Consider the following 1,186-nt stretch of genomic DNA (forward strand, 5'->3'; position numbering starts at 1 on the left):
CTGTGCGGCTCAGAAGGCGCGGCGCAGGGCGTCGACCAGATCGGTGCGCTCCCAGCCGAAGCCGCCATCGGCTTCCGGCTCACGGCCGAAATGGCCATAGGCCGCGGTGCGGGCATAGATCGGCCGGTTCAGGCCCAGATGCTCGCGGATGCCGCGCGGGCTGAGATTCATCAGCTGGCGCAGCACGTCGGCCAGCCTGTCCTCGTCCACCTGACCCGTGCCGGCCGTGTCGATATAGACCGACAGCGGATGCGACACGCCGATGGCATAGCTCAGCTGGATCGTGCACTTCTGCGCCAGACCCGCCGCCACCACGTTCTTGGCCAGATAGCGCGCGGCATAGGCCGCCGAACGGTCCACCTTGGTCGGGTCCTTGCCCGAGAAGGCGCCGCCGCCATGCGGCGCCGCACCGCCATAGGTGTCCACGATGATCTTGCGTCCGGTCAGACCGGCGTCGCCGTCCGGGCCGCCGATGACGAACCGCCCCGTCGGGTTGACGTAGAACTGGTCCTCCGGGCACATCCAGCCCGGCGGCAGCACCTCCAGCACATGCCGGCGCACCGTCTCGCGGATCTCCTCCTGCGACACGCTCTCGCCATGCTGGGTCGACACCACCACCGAGGTCGCCCGCACCGGACGGCCGTTCTCATACTGCAGGCTCACCTGGCTCTTGGCATCCGGCCCCAGCCAGGCCACCGCCCCGGAATGCCGCGCCTCGGCCAGACGCTTCAGGATCTGGTGGCTGTAATGGATCGGCGCCGGCATCAGCGCCGGCGTCTCCTGGCAGGCATAGCCGAACATGATGCCCTGGTCGCCGGCCCCCTCATCCTTGGCCCCGGCCGCATCCACACCCACCGCGATGTCCGCAGACTGCTGGTGCAGATGGCAGGCAAAGTCCAGCGTCCGCCAGTGAAAGCCTTCCTGCTCGTAGCCGATGTCGCGCACCGCCGCACGGGCAACATCCTCGACCTGCTCCAGAACCGACTTCGGGCCGCGAACCTCGCCCGCGATCACCAGACGGTTCGTCGTCGCCAGCGTCTCGCATGCCACACGGGCATACGGGTCCTGCGCCAGGAACAGATCAACCACCGCATCGGAAATCCGGTCGCACACCTTGTCCGGATGACCTTCGGACACGGATTCACTGGTGAAAATGTAATTCTGCTTCGGCACGGGTCTAGCCTCG

1 protein-coding gene is annotated in these 1,186 nt (G+C 67.5%); it reads right to left on the reverse strand.

Annotation, left to right across the window (positions count from 1 at the left end; genetic code table 11):
• Positions 1 to 9 precede the first annotated feature (9 nt).
• Positions 10 to 1,173 (reverse strand): methionine adenosyltransferase, encoded by a 1,164-nt coding sequence (gene metK / locus DK368_RS21180; RefSeq protein ID WP_114395955.1) that lies wholly within the window; start codon positions 1,171 to 1,173, stop codon positions 10 to 12.
• Positions 1,174 to 1,186 lie beyond the last annotated feature (13 nt).

The organism is Oleisolibacter albus, from assembly GCF_003336875.1.
GTDB classification, from domain to species: Bacteria; Pseudomonadota; Alphaproteobacteria; order Azospirillales; family Azospirillaceae; genus Niveispirillum; species Niveispirillum album.